The organism is Occultella kanbiaonis (genome assembly GCF_009708215.1).
Lineage (GTDB): Bacteria > Actinomycetota > Actinomycetes > Actinomycetales > Beutenbergiaceae > Occultella > Occultella kanbiaonis.
Window position 1 is genome coordinate 5,169,433 of the sequence record NZ_CP046175.1, and the last position, 16,150, is coordinate 5,185,582.

The following is a 16,150-nucleotide window of genomic DNA, read 5'->3' on the forward strand; positions in this document are numbered from 1 at the left end:
CGAGAGCGTGATCGCGCGCACCGACCTGCATGGGTTCAGCGCAGGTAGTCGCGGTAGCCGCGGAGGGTGAAGAACTCCTCGAACTCCTCGCCGAGGGCAACGTCGCAGAACAGCCGGACGGCGTCGGCGAGCAGTGGGTGACCACCGGGATCCGCGCCCGAGTGGATCCGCTCCGCCTCCTCCGCCACGAGGCGGCGCACCAGCGGCTCGGTGACCGCGATGCCCTCGTCGAGCACCACGCCGGCCTGGCGCCACTGCCACACCTGGGACCGGGAGATCTCCACGGTGGCGGCGTCCTCCATCAGGTTGTTGATGGCGACGGCACCCTGGCCGCGCAGCCACGCCTCGAGGTAGCGCAGCGAGACCGCGATGTTCGTGCGCAGCCCGACCAGGCTGGCCCCGGAGCCGGCCGAGTCAACGTCGAGCAGGTCCGCCGGGTCCAACACGTCGTGCCGCTGTCGCTCGAGCTGGTGGTCGCGCCCGCGCAGCACGCCGGTGAACGCGGCCCTGGCCACCGGCACCAGACCCGGGTGCGCCACCCAGGACCCGTCGAAGCCGTCCTCGGCCTCCCGATCCTTGTCCGCCCGGATCCGCCGCAGCGCGTTCTCGGTGGCGCGTTCGTCGGCCCGGTTCGGCACGAACGCGGCCATCCCGCCGATCGCGTGGGCGCCGCGACGGTGACACGTGGCCACCAGGCGCTCGGTGTAGGCACGCATGAACGGGACGGTCATGGTCAGCGAGTCGCGGTCCGGCAGGGTCGCCCCGGTCTGCCGCAGCGTCTTGATCAGCGAGAACAGGTAGTCCCACCGCCCGGCGTTCAGCCCGGCAGAGTGCTCACGCAGCTCGTAGAGGATCTCCTCCATCTCCAGCGCCGCCGGCAGCGTCTCGATGAGCACCGTCGCCCGCACGCTGCCGCGCGGGATCGAGTACCGGTCCTGCAGGTAGCAGAACACGTCGTTCCAGAGCCGGGCCTCCAGGTGCGACTCGAGCTTGGGCAGGTAGAAGTACGGTCCCTGCCCGCGCTCGATCAGAGCCGCGGCACAGTGGTGGAAGTACAGCGCCACGTCGGTCAGCGACGCCGACGTCTCGCGCCCGTCGATCAGCAGGTGCTTCTCGCTCAGGTGCCAGCCGCGCGGGCGCATCAGCACCGTGGCGGTGCGCGCGCCGACGATGTACTCCTTGCCGCCGGGGCCGGTGAAGTCCAGCTCGTCGCGGGTGAACCGGATCAGGTTCTGCTGTGCCTCGATCAGGTTCACCCAGGTGGGGCTGGTGGCGTCCTCGAGGTCCGCCATCCACACGTCCGCGCCGGAGTTCAGCGCGTTCACGGCCATCGCCCGGCTCGCCGGGCCCGTGATCTCCACCGTGCGGCGGCTCAGTCCTGGCGCCGGCGGCGCCACCTGCCAGGTGGGGTCGGCACGGAGGTCTGCGGTCTCCTCGAGGAGTCCGAGCTCGTTGCCCTCGGCGAGCCACGCCTGACGCTCCGCTCGACGCCCGAGGAGGCACCGCCGTCGGGCATCGAAGCGGTGGTGCAGCTCGACCACCGTGGCGAGCGCGCCCGGGGTGAGCACGACGTCGTCGCCCGGCACCCGCGGTGCCGTGATCGTCAGGCCCGACGGCGCAGCGAGCCTGATGCGGTTCGGGCCGCCCTGGTCGGTGGTCGGGTTCTCCGGAGCGGCCGACCGCGTCCGCTCGGTCGTGTGACTGCGGGGTGGGCTGATCGTGCTCATCAGAACTGCTCCTCTTCCGTCGAGCCCGTCAGCGCGAGCGTCCCGGACGTCGGGTTCAGGGCGGTCGCGACTCGGTCGAAGTAGCCGGTGCCCACCTCCGCCTGGTGCTTGACGGCGGTGTAGCCGCGGTCGGCGGAGGCGAACTCGGCCTGCTGGAGCTGCACGTAGGCGCTCATGCCGGTACGGGCGTACCCGTGCGCCAGGTCGAACATCGAGTGGTTCAGGGCGTGGAAGCCGGCCAGGGTGATGAACTGGAACGCGTAGCCCATGGCACCGAGCTCGCGCTGGAACCTGGCGATCGTGTCCTCGTCGAGCGCGGCCGCCCAGTTGAAGGACGGCGAGCAGTTGTAGGCGAGCTTCTTGCCGGGGAACTGCGCATGGATCGCCTCGGCGAACTCCCGCGCGAAGCCCAGGTCCGGCTTTCCGGTCTCCACCCAGATCAGGTCGCAGTACGGCGCGTAGGCCAGGCCGCGGGCGATCGCCGCGTCGGGCCCTGGGGTGATCCGGTAGAAGCCCTCGGTGGTGCGCTCGCCGGTGACGAACGGCCGGTCCCGCTCGTCGGTGTCGGTGGTGAGCAGATTCGCACCGAGGGAGTCGGTGCGGGCGATGACCAGGGTGGGGACCCCGGCGAGGTCGGCCGCGAGCCGGGCCGCGTTCAGGGTGCGGATGTGCTGCGCGGTCGGGATGAGAACCTTGCCGCCCATGTGGCCGCACTTCTTCTCCGAGGCGAGCTGGTCCTCCCAGTGCACCCCGGCGGCGCCGGACGCGATCATCGCCTTCATGAGCTCGAAGGCGTTCAGCGGGCCACCGAAGCCGGCCTCGGCGTCGGCGACGATCGGGGCAAGGAAATCACGGCAGTCGGGCTCCGTGTCCCCCTCACTGAAGGAGATCTGGTCCGCCCGCAGCAGCGCGTTGTTGATGCGCCGCACCACGGCCGGCACCGAGTTCGCCGGGTAGAGCGACTGGTCCGGGTAGGTCTGGCCGGACAGGTTCGCGTCCGCGGCCACCTGCCAGCCGGAGAGGTAGATCGCCTCCAGGCCCGCCTTGACCATCTGCACCGCCTGGTTGCCGGTGAGGGCGCCGAGTGCGTTCACGTAGTCGCGGGTGTGGATCAGGTCCCAGAGCCGCTCGGCCCCGCGGCGGGCGAGGGTGTGCTCCTCCTGCACGCGGCCGCGCAGGGTCACCACATCCTCGGCTGTGTAGCTGCGTTCGATGCCGCGCCAGCGCGGGTCGGTGGCCCAGTCGCGGCGCAGCTGCTCGGCCGGGTCGAGCCGGACGGCCCGGCCCTCCTCGCTGTGCTGGATGGACGGGGTCTGGGACTGGTGGGTCGTGGTCGTCACGGTCGTTCACTCCTTCGGAAGACTTCGTTCGGGACGGGTTCGACAGCCTCGGGTGTGAGGTGGTGTCGACGACTCTGGTCGAAGAACAACCCACTTTCCACGCCCACTTGCTGGAAAGAATGTCGATTCTTTCGCTATTGTCAAAGAATGAGCACCGAGACCGACGCTGGAGCCGCCGTGCTGACCATCGGCCGGCGGATCCGACACTTCCGGACCACGGCCGGGATGACCTTGGACGACCTGGCCGGCCAGGTGGGCACCGCACCGAGCCAGCTCTCCCTGATCGAGAACGGGCACCGCGAGCCGCGCCTCACCCTGCTGCAGGCGATCGCGACCGCCCTCGGCGTCGAGCTCGCCGCCCTGCTGGACGCCGAGCCGCCGAGCCGGCGTGACGGCCTCGAGATCGCCCTGGACACGGCCCAGCGCGGGCCGCTCTACGCGACGCTCGGACTGCCGCGGGTCCGGGCCGGCAAGCGGCTGCCGACTGAGGCGTTGGAGGCACTGGTCGGCCTGCACGCCGAACTGGCCCGGCGCTCGAGCGAAGCCAGCGCCACCCCCGAGGAGGCCCGGCGCGCGAACACCGAGCTCCGCCGGGCGATGCGGGCCCGGGACAACTACCTCGAGGAGATCGAGGACGCCGCCGAGGAACTGCTGGGCACGGTCGGGTACTCCTCCGGCCCGCTGACCCACCGCACCGTCGAGCAGATCGTCGCCCACCTCGGGTTCAGCCTGCATCACGCGCGCGACCTGCCCTCCTCCACCCGCACGGTCACCGACCTGGAGCACGGCCGGATCTACCTCCCGCCGGCATCCCTGCCCGGCGGGCACGGGCTGCGCTCCCTGGCCCTGCAGGCGGTGGCGCACCGGGTCCTCGGGCACACCCACCCCGGCACCTACGCCGACTTCCTGCGCCAGCGCCTGGAGATCAGCTACTTCGCCGCGTGCGTGCTGATGCCACGGCACGCGGCTACGGAGTTCCTGCTCACCGCGAAGCGGAACCGGGACCTCGCCGTGGAGGACCTGCGGGACGCGTTCGGGGTGACCCACGAGAGCGCGGCGCACCGGTTCACGAACCTGGCCACCTCCCGGCTCGGCATCACCGTGCACTTCGCGCGGGTGGGCCGCGACGGCACGCTGTTCAAGGGGTACGAGAACGACGACGTGGACTTCCCGACGGACGTCACCGGAGCGATCGAGGGGCAGACGGTGTGCCGGCACTGGACCTCACGCACCGTGTTCGACCACAACGACCTGGCCGGCGAGTTCCACCAGTACACGGACACACCGTCGGGCACGTACTGGTGCAGCGCCCAGACCGGCCAGGGCGCCGACGGCGACTTCTCCGTCACGCTCGGTGTCCCGTTCACGGCCGCCAAGTGGTTCCGCGGCCGGGAGACCACGTCCCGCTCGGTGTCCCGCTGCCCCGACCCGACCTGCTGCCGGCAGCCGTCCGCGGACCTGACCGCCAAGTGGCGCGGCGCCGCCTGGCCGAGCGCCAAGCTGCACACGCACATCCTCGGCGCACTCCCCTCGGGCACGTTCCCCGGCGTGGACGACGCCGAGGTGTACTCGTTCCTCGAGGCGCACGCACCACGCTGACCTGCGCTGGCCCTGTGCTGGTTCGAGCCCACCTGCGCTGATTCGCGTTCCGTAGCCGGCGGCTCCGGGACGATCAGCCCGTGCGGCCGAGGAGCCGGTCCAGGAGCCGGCTCCGCCGGCCCCGCTCGGCGTCCGGGCGCACCCCGACGAGGCCGTCCTCGATCAGTGCCCGCGAGACGTGCTCGGTCAACTGGTCGCGCCGCAGCATCCGTTGCGCCCGGAGCATCTGCTGGCGCTCGTACCGGAACTGTTTCAGGCACGCGAAGCACATCAGGATCATCACCACGCTGAACGGCAGCGCGATGGCGATCGCCACCCCGCGCAGGGCCACCAGACCACCGGCGATGACGAGGGCCAGGGCTACCGCACCCTCCAGCAGCGACCACAGCACCCGGCTCCACGTGGGCGGCTCCGGGTCGCCACCGGAGGCGAGCATGTCCACTACCAGCGACCCCGAGTCCGAGGACGTGACGAAGAACAGCACCACGAGGATGATCGCCAGGCCGCACACGATGGTGCCCCCGGGCAGTTCGCGGAGCAGGATGAAGAGCGTGTTCGACTCGTGGACCGTGTTCTCGCCCGCGGCGTCGGTGCCGATCAGGCCGCCGTCACCGAACACCTCCCGGTACAGGGCCGAGCCGCCGAGCACGGTGAACCACAGGAAGCTGAACAGCGTGGGCACGAACAGGACTCCGAGCACGAACTCCCGGACCGTGCGGCCCCGGGAGATCCGAGCGATGAAGACGCCGACGAACGGCGCCCAGGAGATCCACCATCCCCAGTAGAACGCGGACCACCAGCCCTGCCACTCCATGCCCTCGCCGTCGGTCACGGCGAGCGCCGAGGTGCTGAAGCTGAGCTGGATGATCTGCTGCAGGTAGGCGCCCATCGACTGCACGTACTCACGCAGCAGGAACAGGGTGGGCCCGGTGAACAGAACGAAGATCAACAGGCCGATCGCCATCGCCATGTTGATGTTCGAGAGCCACTTCATGCCCTTCTTCACACCCGTCACCACCGAGAAGATGGCCACGCCGGTGATGGCACCGATCAGGATCGCCATCGTGAGGTTCGTGGGTGTGCCGATGATGTCCAGGAACTCGAGCCCGCCGGCGATCTGGGACACGCCGATGCCGAGCGAGGTGGCCACGCCGAACAGGGTGCCGACGATCGCGGCCACGTCGATCACGTCCCCGAGCCACCCCTTGACCCGCCGGCCGAACAGCGGCTCGAGGGTCCACCGGATCGAGATCGGTCGCCGCTTCACGTGCACGGCATAGGCGATGGCGAGCCCGACGACCACGTAGATCGCCCACGGGTGCAGCCCCCAGTGCAGGAACGTCAGCACCAGCGAGTCCTGCGCGGCCTGGGCGTCCGACCCCACGATCCCGGACGCCCGGTTCGGGATGCCGGCGAAGTGGTGCAGCGGCTCGGCCACACCCCAGAACACCAGCCCGATGCCCATCCCGGCCGCGAACAGCATCGCCAGCCAGGTGGTCAGCGTGAACTCGGGCGCCTCGTCATCCCTGGAGAGCTTGATGTCGCCGAAGTGGCCGACCCCGACCCAGATGGAGAAGACGACGAACCCGGTCACTATGACCGTGTAGTACCAGCCGAACCCAGCCACGATGGCGGACTGGACCGTCCCGATCGCCGCGGTGACCAAGTCGCCTCCGACGATCGCCACGACGACGAACGAGACGACCAGGATCAGCGACGGCCAGAAGACCGGTGGGTGGATGGAGTGGTACCAGCGCCCGGGAGAGGTGGGCTCGATCTCGCCGGACGTGGGCTCCGACTCGGTCGGCTCCATGACTCGTCCTCCTCGACGCCGGGCGCAAGGTCCACGACGCCCGCAACGCTAGCGACAGGTCCCGCGGTCGGCACATCGACCGTGTCCACGCCCGTGCGCAAACGCGGGTCGGTGACGGACCGCGACCGACTTTGGTCGGTACCGCCCCCGACTTCGGCGGGTGGCCCCGAGCCCCGCTGGCCTGTGAACTGGTTGTCGGGCACGGCGCGGGTGCGCCGGCCGACGAGAGGAGCTGCATCCGACGATGAAGACACCACACCCGGGCCATCGACACACCCCGTGGACCCTCACCCTCCTCACGTTCCTCGCCCTGGTGGGATCGGTGGCGCACGGCTCATCGACGGCGACAGCGTCGGCGACAGCGAACGCGGACCGGATCGTCGTGACCACCGACGGTGGCCTCGTCCGGGGGTCGCTGGACGGCGAGACCCGCTCATTCCAGGGCATCCCGTACGCGGCCCCGCCCGTGGGCGAGCTGCGCTGGCGTGCCCCAGCGCCTGCCGAGCCCTGGCGCGGGGTCCGTGATGCCACCGCCCCGAGTCCCGCCTGCGCTCAGAACGAGGGCGAACTGCCCGGCGGTAGCGCCAGCGAGGACTGCCTCTATCTGAACGTGACCACCCCGGCCGCTACCAGCGGCGAGCCACGGCCGGTGATCCTGTGGCTACACGGCGGCGGCTTCTTCATGGGAGCCGGCCACAACTACGACCCGAGCCGACTCGCGACCCGGGGCAACGCCGTCGTCGTCACGATCAACTACCGCCTCGGGATGTTCGGGTTCCTCGGTCTGCCCGGGCTCGCGGACTCGGGCACGTTCGGCCTGGCGGACCAGCAAGCCGCGATGGCGTGGGTCCAGCGCAACGCTGCGGCATTCGGCGGCGACCCGGACAACGTCACGCTCGCCGGTCAGTCCGCGGGCGCCGTCAGCACCTGCGCGCAACTCGCCTCACCCGGCGCGGCCGGGCTCTTCGACCGGGCGATCATGCAGAGCGGTTCGTGCGACCTGGCCTGGCTGGCCAACACCGTCTACCGGGGACAGCCGGCCGATGACATCCTGCTCCCGGTGCAGACCGTCCAGGAACGAGGCCGGGCACTCGCCACGGACCTCGGCTGCACGAGCGATGACCCGGACGCGGTCATCGAGTGCCTGCGGGCACTCCCGGTGGAGACCCTCAAGCCGGTGATGGACGGGTTCATCCAGCCTGCGTACGGCACCGAGCTGCTCCCCGCCCAACCCAGTGAGGCGTTCTCCACCGGGGCGTTCAACCGGGTCCCGGTGCTCTCCGGGCACACCCGCGACGAGTCCACATTGGAGGTGGTGGGCTACGAGGGCGGCGCGGCTCCGATGAGCGAACAGACCTACCAGGAAGTGATGACCGAGACGTTCGGCGACGACCGGGCGGCGGTCGAGGAGGTCTACCCGAGGAGCGCGTACGAATCCGGCGCGGCCGCGTGGGCCGCCATCGCCACCGACTCCAAGTGGGCGTCGGGCCAGTACGAGACGTCGCTGGCACTGTCGAGGTTCGTACCGGTCCACCAGTACGAGTTCTCGGACCCAGCCCCGCCGTTCAGCAGCCCTGCTCCGATGACGATGGGGGCCTATCACACCTCGGACCTGTGGTCCTTCTTCGCGCTCAGCGGCGCGGAGCCGACCTTCACGGCGGAGCAACAGCGACTCTCGGACCAGATGATCGACTACTGGGCGGCCTTCGCCACCACCGGGAACCCGGACGTGGCAGGCGGACCGGCGTGGCCGAGGTTCGACGGCGCAGCGAACACGCCCTACGTTCAGTCGCTGGCGCCCGGCACCATCGGAGCCGTGGACGTGGCCACCGAGCACCACCTCGCGTTCTGGCGCCAGCACGAGTCCGCGAGCGCGTAACCTCCGCGCCCCGCTCGGGCGAAAGCGCGACGGACTGGCTCAGTCCAGCAGGTCGTGCCGCACGATCGTCGCCTCGCGGTCGGGGCCGACGCCGATGGCGGAGATCCGGGTGCCGGACATCTCCTCGAGGGCGAGCACGTAGCGCTGGGCGTTGACCGGCAGCTCGGCGAACGTGCGGCAGTGCGAGATGTCCTCCCACCAGCCGTCGAGCTCTTCGTAGATCGGCTTGGCGTGGTGGAACGCGCTCTGGTCCACGGGCATCTCGTCGTGACGCACGCCGTCGACGTCGTAGGCCACGCAGACCGGGACCTTCTCCTGGCCGGTGAGCACGTCGAGCTTCGTCAGGACCAGGTCGGTGAGTCCGTTCACGCGGCCGGAGTAGCGGGCGATGACGGCGTCGTACCAGCCGGTGCGGCGCGGGCGGCCGGTGGTGACGCCGTACTCGCCGCCGGTCTTGCGCAGGTGCTCGCCCAGGTCGTCGAGGAGCTCGGTCGGGAACGGGCCCTCGCCGACGCGCGTGGTGTAGGCCTTGATGACGCCGACCACGCGGTCCACCCGGGTGGGGCCGATGCCCGCGCCGGTGCACACCCCGCCGGCCGTGGCCGAGGAGGAGGTCACGAACGGGTAGGTGCCGTGGTCCACGTCGAGCATGGTGGCCTGGCCGGCCTCGAACACCAGGGTCTTGCCGGCGTCGAGCGCCTGGTTGAGCACGAGCGAGGTGTCGGCGACCATCGGCCGGACCCGCTCGGCATAGGCGAGCAGCTCGGCGGTGACGGCGTCGATGTCAGCGGCCCGGCGGTTGTAGATCTTGACCAGGACCTGGTTCTTCTGGGTCAGGGTCCCTTCGACCTTCTCCCGCAGGATCTTCTCATCGAAGAGGTCCGAGATGCGGATCCCGACGCGGTTCATCTTGTCCGCGTAGGTGGGCCCGATACCGCGACCGGTGGTCCCGATCTGGCGCTTGCCGAGGTACCGCTCGGTGACCTTGTCGAGGGTGCGGTTGTAGCTGGGGATGACGTGCGCGCTGGAGGAGATCAGCAACCGGGACACGTCCACACCGCGCGAGGTGAGCGCCTCCAGTTCCTCGAAGAGGACCTCCAGGTCCACGACCACGCCGTTGCCGATCACCGGCACACAGCCGGGCGACAAGATCCCCGAGGGCAGCAGGTGCAGGGCGTACTTCTCGTCCCCCACCACCACGGTGTGGCCGGCGTTGTTACCGCCGTTGAACTTGACGACGTAATCCACCCGCGAACCGAGCTGGTCGGTTGCCTTGCCCTTGCCTTCGTCGCCCCACTGGGCACCGAGGACCACCACCGCTGGCATCGAAGAATCCCTTTCGTAGCGGAACCACGTGTCGGGCCCCGCCCGAGTTTACTGGGATCAGAGGTTGCGTGCCGCCGGGTCCGAATCATCGGCGAACGTGCGGCAGCGCTGGGCCTCCTCGGCCTCCCCGATCGCCTCGGCAGCGTCCGCGAGCGCGAGCAGGGCGATCAGGAACCCCTGGTTGGGCTCGTGGTCGGCCGGGATCGGACCGTGTCCCTTCCAGCCGGAGCGGCGCAGCGCGTCCAGGCCGCGGTGGTAGCCGGTCCGGGCGAACGCGTACGCGGCGACCGGGTCGTCCGCAGCCAGGGCCTCGCGGGCGAGCAGCCCCCACGCGTAGCTGGCGGCGGGCAGTCGCGCGGCGACGGTGCGCAGGTCCTCGCCGGCGGCGAGGGCGGCGCGCGCAGCGACGTCGGGGTGGTCGGCGGGCAGGAGGGTGGGCGCGGGGCCGCCCAGCAGGTTCTCGGCCATGGGGCCAGTCTCGCACCCTCGAGCCGGGTCGGGCCCGACGGCGGTGGGCCGGCTCGACATGCGGGTCACCGGCACCGCCACTAGCCTCGCACGAGAGCGGGACGGGAGGTCCGGCGTGATCGATGTGTCGGCCTCGGCATCCGAGGCCCTTGTCACGGTGACGGGCGACCTCGACCTGTCCGTGAGCGACAGCGCGCCGACCGCGCTCCGGCAGGTCAGCCATCTCGAGCACGACCGCTTCGTGCTCGACGTCTGCGGGATGGGCTTCATGGACTCAAGCGGCGCGACCTGGCTGATCACGCTGGCCGATGAGGTCGGCCGACGCGGCGGCACCACGGTGCTCCGCGGCGCGAGCGCCCGGGACCTGTTCGTGCTGAAGGTAGCCGGTGCGCTCGACCTGTTCGAGATCGACACGGCGCACCGGTGCTAGCCGCCTAGACCAGATCCTGCGGGATCTCGGGGCGCACCCGCGCCCAGACCACCTTGCCGACGCCCGACGGCCGCCAGCCCCAGTCGGCGAGCCGGGTGACGATGTGCATCCCGTAGCCGCCGACCCGGGCCGGGTGCACCTCGAGCGGCGTGGGTGGCACCGGGTTGTTGTCCTGCACCTCGATCCGGAGCCCGTCACCGGCGTCCTTGAGGGTGAGCCCCACCGACCCCCAGCCGTACACGACGGCGTTCGTGATCAGCTCGGCCACCACCAGTTCGGCCGCCATCGTGTTCGCCAGACCCCACACCTCGCACGTGCTCACCGTCAGGCGCCGGGCCATCCGCACCGAGTCGACGTCCGCCGCGAGCCGCCAGTAGGCCTCCCTCGGCACGTCGGCGCCGTCCTGCCCGGCCGGCTCCGGGAACCGGATGATGACTACGGCGATGTCGTCCTCGGGCGGCTCGGACAGCCGGCTCAGCAGCGCCTCGCCCACGTCCGCCGCCGTCGTGGCCGAGGACGACGTGGCCACCACATCCACCAGGATCTCCCGGACCAGGCCGACCCCCTCCTGGATCGTGCGGGAGCGGCGCTCGACGAGCCCGTCGGTGTAGAACATCACCGCGTCACCCGGCTTGACCTGGACCGTGGCCGTCTGGCGCTGCTCGGTCCCGAACCCCATCAGCCGCCCGGGCGCACCGTCGAGCTCGCGGACCTCACCGTCGCTGATCCACAGCCCGGGCAGGTGGCCGGCCCGGCTGTAGGCGAGGGACCAGGTGCCCTCCTCCTCGTCGGAGGGGGTGAGGCTGGCGTAGACCAGGGACGCCGGTCGGCGGATCCGCATGTTCTCCAGGATCTGGTCGACCTTCGTGAGGACCTTCCCGGGGTCGACGAGCTCGGTCGCGAACGCCCGCACCACCGAACGCAGTTGCCCCATCGCGGCGGCCGCCTCGACGTCGTGCCCGACGACGTCCCCCACCACGGTCCCGACGGTCCGCTCGTCGAGGTGCACCACGTCATACCAGTCCCCGCCCACCTGGGCGTGCTCGGCGTTCGGGGCGTAGTAGGTCCACACGTCCAGGCCCTCGATCTGGTCCTGCTCCGGCAGCATCGCCCGCTGCAGGGCTTCGGCGACCCGGTGCTCGGCCTCGTAGAGCTGACGGTGGTCCATGGCCTGACCGACCCGTCTGGCGACGAGTTCGAGGACTGCCTCCGAGCCCTCGGCGTCGTCGTCGCGCCCCCCGAGCAACACGGCCATCAGCCCGAGCGCACGACCGCGGACCAGCAGCGGCAGCGCGAGCAGCTCGCCACCCGGCACAAGCGAGGCGCCCAGCTGGGTGCGCACCTGATCGACGAGCTGGGCGCTGGCGCTGCCGGGGATCTCGACCGCGTCCATCGCGATCCGGGCTCGGCGCATCGAGGTGGCAGCGAACAGCCGCCCCACCGGGTCCTCGGGATCCGCGGCGGTGCGCCCCCGGCGTCGTTGCTTCGCGCTGCGACCGACTGCGGTGAGGCCACCGATCGGCTTGAGCACGCCGTCGTCGGCGAAGAAGCCGCACCACGTGTACAGGTGCCGGGTGAGCAGCCGGACGATCGCGTCCAGGGCCTGCTCGTCGTTGACCTCGGCGAGGATGTCCGAGACCCGGGCCACGGTCTCGAGCGCATTGCGCGAGTGGTAGCCGAGGTCCGGCGGCGGTGTCGCGACCGGCTCCAGGCCGCCTCGCTGCACCGCGACGAACCGGACCAGGGTGCCGTTCTCGTCCCGCATCGGCGTGATGGTCACCGGCACGGAGATCTCGGTGCCGTCGCGCCGCACCAGTGGCAGCGTCATCGAGAACGGCTGGCCGTCGATCGCGTGCTCGGCGAACAGGCCCCGCACCACCGGCTGGTAGCCCGGGCTCAGGATCCGCCCGTACTGCGCCCGTGCCTGCGCCAGGCTGTATCCGGTCGCTCGCTCGAACGCCGCATTGCCCCAGGTGAACACGGGGCCGACACTGGTCACAGTCAGCACGGCGACCCCGACGTCGCCGGTCAGGAGCACCTCGGCCGCAGCCGCGACGGCCTCTCGCTCGGCGGGGACCAGGCCCTTGGTGAACGAGGTCGGTCCCGTCGCCCCGGCGCCCACACGCGCGGAAGGCGCCGGGATGTTCGTCACCTGGAACCTCCATCGTCTACGGTGTGGTCTGTTGGGTGGAGCGCGCAGGGCGCGTCCTAATTCGGCCTGAGGAGGCACGTGTGGCAGACGCTAACAGCAGCGACTCTCGCCCGCCTGCCGTGCCCGATCACAGTGGATCGGTGCATGCGCTGCTCGAGTCCGGTTGCACCCGCCTGGTGCTCTCGGGGGAGATCGACCTGACCCTGAACGCCGAGCTGACCGAGGCGGTCGCGGACGCGGAGGCGGCCGGGCTGCCGGTGCAGGTCGACGCACGCCACGTCACGTTCATGGACTCGTCCGGGATCGCCCTGCTGGCCCGGCTGGCGAGCCGCACCCCGGGCCGGCTCACCCTCATCAAGCCGCCGGACGTGGTCCGGTTCCTGCTCGAGGTGACCCGGATCGGGGAGATGGTGGACGTCGTCGACACCGACGAGCGCGCGCCTGTCGCGCCGGCATCGGCGGCGACGCCGCCGGACCCGGCCTGACCCACCGCCCGACGCACCGGACCGGGCCGGGCGCCGCCGTCGGGCCGGAAAGCACGAGATCCCCCGCCGGCCCACCGAATGGTGGACCGACGAGGGATCGCGGGTCGCGAGCGGTCAGCTCAGCTTCTGGCCCGCCGAACGCAGCTGCTGCGCCGCCTCGACGATCCTGGCCGCCATGCCGCCCTCGGCCAGCTTGCCCCAGGCGCGCGGGTCGTAGGCCTTCTTGTTGCCGACCTCGCCGTCGACCTTCAGCACACCGTCGTAGTTGCTGAAGATGTGGCCGACCACGGGGCGGGTGAAGGCGTACTGGGTGTCGGTGTCGATGTTCATCTTGATGACACCGTTGTCCACGGCGAGCGCGATCTCGTCGGCAGTGGAGCCGGAGCCGCCGTGGAAGACCAGGTCGAACGGGTTCTGGATGCCGACCTCGGCGCCGACGGCCGCCTGGATCTCACCGAGGATCTCCGGGCGGAGCTTGACGGCGCCCGGCTTGTACACGCCGTGCACGTTGCCGAAGGTGAGGGCGGTCAGGTAGCGACCCTTCTCACCGGTGCCGAGGGCGCGGACCGTGGCCAGGCCGTCCTCGACCGTCGTGTAGAGCTTGTCGTTGATCTCGTGGGAGACGCCGTCCTCCTCGCCGCCGACCACGCCGACCTCGATCTCGAGGATGGTGCGGGCCGCCTGGGACAGCTCGAGCAGCTCCTCGGCGATGACGAGGTTCTCGTCCAGCGGCACGGCGGAGCCGTCCCACATGTGCGACTGGAAGGAGGGCAGCTTGCCGGACTTGACCTGCTCGGCCTCGATGGCCAGGAGCGGGCGGACCCAGCTGTCCAGGTTGCCCTCGGCGCAGTGGTCCGTGTGCAGGGCGACGGTCACCGGGTAGTTCTTCGCGACCTCGGCGGCGTAGGCGGTCAGCGCGAGCGAGCCGGCGATGCGGTCCTTGATCGTGGAGCCGGAGGCGTACTCGGCACCGCCGACGGACACCTGGATGATGCCGTCACTCTCGGCCTCGGCGAAGCCCTGCAGCGCGGCGGTGAGGGTCTGGGAGGAGGTGACGTTCACGGCGGGGTAGGCGAACTTGCCGGCCTTCGCCCGATCGATCATCTCGGCGTATACCTCGGGGGTGGCGATGCCCATGGTCTCTCCTGTGTCTTGATTTCTGCTGTCGCTGCAGTCTCCCACGGATCCAATGCCCGACGGCGGTCGCGCCCTGTCCGTGGACGCCCGCCCGGGCGCGTGGTCGAGCGGGCGTCAGTGCGCGTGCTGGACGATCCACTGGTGCATCGCGATCGCCGCCGCGGCGCCGGCGTTGATGGACCGGGTGGACCCGTACTGGGTGATGTGCACGACGACCTCGCTGGCCTCCTGCGCGGCCGGCGTCAGCCCCTGCGACTCCTCGCCGAACAGCAGGACGCACGCGCTCGGCAGGGCGCGCCCCTCGATCGGGACGGACCCGTCGATGTTGTCCACCCCGACGATCGGGATCCCCTCGGTGGCCGCCCACGCCGCGAACGCCTCGATGTCCTCGTGGTGGCGCAGGTGCTGGTAGCGGTCGGTGACCATCGCCCCGCGACGGTTCCACCGCCGTCGCCCGATGATGTGCACCTGCGCCGCGGCGAACGCGTTCGCGGTGCGGACCACGGACCCGATGTTGAAGTCGCGGCCCCAGTTCTCGATCGCCACGTGGAACGGGTGCCGGCGGGTGTCCAGGTCCGCGACGATCGCCTCGAGCCGCCAGTACCGGTAGCCGTCCACCACGTTGCGGGCGTCGCCCGCGGCCAGCAGCTCCGGGTCCAGCCGCGGGTCGTCCGGCCAGTGGTCCGGGTCGCCGGGCCACGGCCCGACCCCGACCGCCTCGTTGTCCTCCACGTGAGGCAGTATCCCCCGGCCCACGACCGCCCCCGAGCGCGGAGGGCGGGGCCTCGGCGGACGAGGGTTACCGCCTACGCTTGTGCGCAGTGGCCCACACGCGCGAGGAGACCGAGATGACCGAACAGATCACCACCTGGCTGACCGACATGGACGGCGTGCTCGTGCACGAGGAGTCGGCCCTGCCAGGGGCTGCGGAGTTCATCGCGACCCTGCGCCAGAAGCAGGTCCCGTTCCAGATCCTCACGAACAACTCGATCTTCACGCCGCGCGACCTCGCGGCCCGGCTGCGCGTCTCGGGGATCGAGGTGGAGGAAGGCTCGATCTGGACCTCGGCGCTGGCGACGGCGACGTTCCTGGCCGATCAGATCCCGGGCGGCAGCGCGTACGTGATCGGGGAGGCCGGCCTGACCACGGCGCTGTACGAGCGCGGCTACACCCTGACCGACACCGACCCGGACTACGTGATGCTGGGCGAGACCCGCACCTATTCCTTCTCTGCGATCACGCGGGCGATCCGACTGGTCGCCGCCGGGGCCAGGTTCATCGCCACGAACCCGGACGTGACCGGGCCCTCCGCCGAGGGCCCGCTACCTGCCACGGGGTCGGTCGCCGCGATGATCACGGCCGCCACCGGCCGCAAGCCCTACTTCGTCGGCAAGCCGAACCCGGTGATGATCCGCACCGCGATGAACCGGATCGAGGCCCACTCCGAGCACACGGCGATGATCGGGGACCGGATGGACACCGACATCGTGGCCGGCATGGAGGCGGGCCTGCGCACGTACCTGGTGCTCACCGGGTCCACGAAGCGCGCCGACGTGGAGGGCTACCCGTTCCAGCCGAGCGCGGTGCATGACGGCATCGCCGACCTGATCGGCCTGCTGTAAGGAGGCGCCCGGGCGCCTCCCTCCTCGCCGGTGACGAAGTCCCCTACGCCTGAGACAGAACGCTCCACGGTTCTGTATCGGGCGGGAGGCACTGCGCGACGGCGGGAGGTACTGGTTCGGGCGGGAGGTACTGGTTCGGGCAGAGGGTGCCGCGCGGTTCCTGAGACGTCGA

The 16,150-nt window shown here is 70.8% G+C and carries 13 protein-coding genes; 5 read left to right on the forward strand and 8 right to left on the reverse strand.

Annotation, left to right across the window (positions count from 1 at the left end; translation table 11 throughout):
- Positions 1-35: 35 nt before the first annotated feature.
- Both aceB and aceA read right to left on the reverse strand, forming a co-directional pair.
- Complete coding sequence (gene aceB / locus GKS42_RS23650) at positions 36-1,727, reverse strand: malate synthase A (protein ID WP_154796052.1); 1,692 nt, start codon at positions 1,725-1,727, stop codon at positions 36-38.
- A complete protein-coding gene (gene aceA / locus GKS42_RS23655; RefSeq protein WP_154796932.1) occupies positions 1,727-3,031 on the reverse strand; it encodes an isocitrate lyase in 1,305 nt (434 codons plus the stop codon). The genes aceB and aceA overlap by 1 nt, the downstream gene beginning before the upstream one ends.
- A gap of 183 nt (positions 3,032-3,214) precedes the next feature.
- On the opposite strand from aceA, the gene GKS42_RS23660 reads away from it, so the two are divergent.
- Positions 3,215-4,666 (forward strand): XRE family transcriptional regulator, encoded by a 1,452-nt coding sequence (locus GKS42_RS23660; protein WP_154796053.1) that lies wholly within the window; start codon positions 3,215-3,217, stop codon positions 4,664-4,666.
- Positions 4,667-4,739: 73 nt separating this feature from the next.
- On the opposite strand, the gene GKS42_RS23665 is transcribed toward GKS42_RS23660, so the two are convergent.
- Positions 4,740-6,479, reverse strand: coding sequence for a BCCT family transporter (locus GKS42_RS23665; RefSeq protein ID WP_154796054.1), 1,740 nt, complete (start codon positions 6,477-6,479; stop codon positions 4,740-4,742).
- 244 nt (positions 6,480-6,723) lie between these two features.
- On the opposite strand from GKS42_RS23665, the gene GKS42_RS23670 reads away from it, so the two are divergent.
- Complete coding sequence (locus GKS42_RS23670; RefSeq protein ID WP_154796055.1) at positions 6,724-8,358, forward strand: carboxylesterase/lipase family protein; 1,635 nt, start codon at positions 6,724-6,726, stop codon at positions 8,356-8,358.
- 39 nt (positions 8,359-8,397) lie between these two features.
- Here GKS42_RS23670 and GKS42_RS23675 read toward each other — a convergent pair whose 3' ends face one another.
- The gene (locus GKS42_RS23675; protein WP_154796056.1) at positions 8,398-9,684 is read right to left on the reverse strand and encodes an adenylosuccinate synthase; all 1,287 of its coding nucleotides are present in this window, start codon (positions 9,682-9,684) and stop codon (positions 8,398-8,400) included.
- Between the two features lie 57 nt (positions 9,685-9,741).
- Positions 9,742-10,152, reverse strand: coding sequence for a DUF3151 domain-containing protein (locus GKS42_RS23680; RefSeq protein ID WP_154796057.1), 411 nt, complete (start codon positions 10,150-10,152; stop codon positions 9,742-9,744).
- Positions 10,153-10,267: 115 nt separating this feature from the next.
- Here GKS42_RS23680 and GKS42_RS23685 point away from each other — a divergent pair, with 115 nt between their 5' ends.
- On the forward strand, positions 10,268-10,582 hold the full coding sequence (locus GKS42_RS23685; protein WP_154796058.1) for an STAS domain-containing protein: 315 nt from the start codon (positions 10,268-10,270) through the stop codon (positions 10,580-10,582).
- Between the two features lie 4 nt (positions 10,583-10,586).
- Here GKS42_RS23685 and GKS42_RS23690 read toward each other — a convergent pair whose 3' ends face one another.
- Positions 10,587-12,734 carry an ATP-binding SpoIIE family protein phosphatase gene (locus GKS42_RS23690; RefSeq protein WP_154796059.1) on the reverse strand — a complete coding sequence of 716 codons (2,148 nt, stop codon included), beginning with the start codon at positions 12,732-12,734 and terminating at the stop codon, positions 10,587-10,589.
- Between the two features lie 140 nt (positions 12,735-12,874).
- Here GKS42_RS23690 and GKS42_RS23695 point away from each other — a divergent pair, with 140 nt between their 5' ends.
- Positions 12,875-13,219 carry an STAS domain-containing protein gene (locus GKS42_RS23695; protein ID WP_154796060.1) on the forward strand — a complete coding sequence of 115 codons (345 nt, stop codon included), beginning with the start codon at positions 12,875-12,877 and terminating at the stop codon, positions 13,217-13,219.
- 114 nt (positions 13,220-13,333) lie between these two features.
- On the opposite strand, the gene fbaA is transcribed toward GKS42_RS23695, so the two are convergent.
- Positions 13,334-14,356 carry a class II fructose-bisphosphate aldolase gene (gene fbaA, locus GKS42_RS23700; protein ID WP_154796061.1) on the reverse strand — a complete coding sequence of 341 codons (1,023 nt, stop codon included), beginning with the start codon at positions 14,354-14,356 and terminating at the stop codon, positions 13,334-13,336.
- Between the two features lie 114 nt (positions 14,357-14,470).
- Positions 14,471-15,097, reverse strand: coding sequence for a TrmH family RNA methyltransferase (locus GKS42_RS23705; protein WP_435529683.1), 627 nt, complete (start codon positions 15,095-15,097; stop codon positions 14,471-14,473).
- A 107-nt stretch (positions 15,098-15,204) separates the two neighbouring features.
- Between GKS42_RS23705 and GKS42_RS23710 the strand changes: the two genes are divergently transcribed.
- Positions 15,205-15,978: an HAD-IIA family hydrolase gene (locus tag GKS42_RS23710; protein WP_154796063.1), complete on the forward strand. Its 774-nt coding sequence runs from the start codon at positions 15,205-15,207 to the stop codon at positions 15,976-15,978.
- Positions 15,979-16,150 lie beyond the last annotated feature (172 nt).

What these genes read in the sequence shown, in the direction of transcription:
- aceB (WP_154796052.1), bottom strand. Translation starts at nt 1,727, where the DNA reads ATGAGCACGATCAGCCCACCCCGCAGTCACACGACCGAGCGGACGCGG.
- GKS42_RS23660 (WP_154796053.1), top strand. Translation starts at nt 3,215, where the DNA reads ATGAGCACCGAGACCGACGCTGGAGCCGCCGTGCTGACCATCGGCCGG.
- GKS42_RS23665 (WP_154796054.1), bottom strand. Translation starts at nt 6,479, where the DNA reads ATGGAGCCGACCGAGTCGGAGCCCACGTCCGGCGAGATCGAGCCCACC.
- GKS42_RS23670 (WP_154796055.1), top strand. Translation starts at nt 6,724, where the DNA reads ATGAAGACACCACACCCGGGCCATCGACACACCCCGTGGACCCTCACC.
- GKS42_RS23675 (WP_154796056.1), bottom strand. Translation starts at nt 9,684, where the DNA reads ATGCCAGCGGTGGTGGTCCTCGGTGCCCAGTGGGGCGACGAAGGCAAG.
- GKS42_RS23680 (WP_154796057.1), bottom strand. Translation starts at nt 10,152, where the DNA reads ATGGCCGAGAACCTGCTGGGCGGCCCCGCGCCCACCCTCCTGCCCGCC.
- fbaA (WP_154796061.1), bottom strand. Translation starts at nt 14,356, where the DNA reads ATGGGCATCGCCACCCCCGAGGTATACGCCGAGATGATCGATCGGGCG.
- GKS42_RS23710 (WP_154796063.1), top strand. Translation starts at nt 15,205, where the DNA reads ATGACCGAACAGATCACCACCTGGCTGACCGACATGGACGGCGTGCTC.